Annotated in this window: 1 protein-coding gene; it reads left to right on the top strand. The window is 37.1% G+C overall.

Annotation, left to right across the window (positions count from 1 at the left end):
* Positions 1 to 163 precede the first annotated feature (163 nt).
* Positions 164 to 490, top strand: a complete 327-nt coding sequence (locus ACFINO_RS10930) for a hypothetical protein (RefSeq protein ID WP_011180827.1) — start codon at positions 164 to 166, stop codon at positions 488 to 490.
* The last annotated feature ends 144 nt before the right edge of the window (positions 491 to 634 follow it).

Consider the following 634-nt stretch of genomic DNA (forward strand, 5'->3'; position numbering starts at 1 on the left):
AAAGTGCTGATCATTTTGGATTAGATATGCGTTTAAATCGACAAAAAGGCACCGTACAGCGCGATTTAGAACTTTTTTGATCAAACCACATTAGGAACATAAAACGCACCATACGGTCAAATTTGAGACAAATAACGCTATTGGTAAAATATAGGATGAAAACATGCCCATTTTAAAACATTTGCTCTTAAAAAACCGTAAACAGCCCATGCAAAAAAAATTTGTTGCAACCGCTGTTGGATATGTGCCGTGGGGAGATGGAGCCGCTGAGTATTTTTATAATCTCTACGAATATGAAGACGGTACAAGAGAGTGTGAAAAATTTGATGGCGGTCAGTATTACAAAATACCTGAGAATGCGGACTTTAGCACCAAAGCGCAAGTAAAAGCGTGGAGATATGGAGGTAATTTGCCAAGAAGCGTTCTTAATTACGAACCTCTCATAGATGAGATCAATAGAGAAATTAAAAAATTATCAAAAAACATTTGATGTGTTTTAAGCGAAAAAACGGTCAAGCCAAGTCTTAATTGCTAAGGATGGCTTACTTGCTCTAAAGACGAAATATCCGGCATGGGGTTATTATGCCGAGCTTGCCATAAATCATGCTTTTGTTGCAATTTAAGCCAAAATTCT

Source organism: Bartonella sp. AA83SXKL (assembly GCF_042196965.1).
Lineage (GTDB): Bacteria > Pseudomonadota > Alphaproteobacteria > Rhizobiales > Rhizobiaceae > Bartonella.

Coding starts and splice junctions, on each gene's coding strand:
- ACFINO_RS10930 (WP_011180827.1), top strand. CDS start 164: ATGCCCATTTTAAAACATTTGCTCTTAAAAAACCGTAAACAGCCCATG.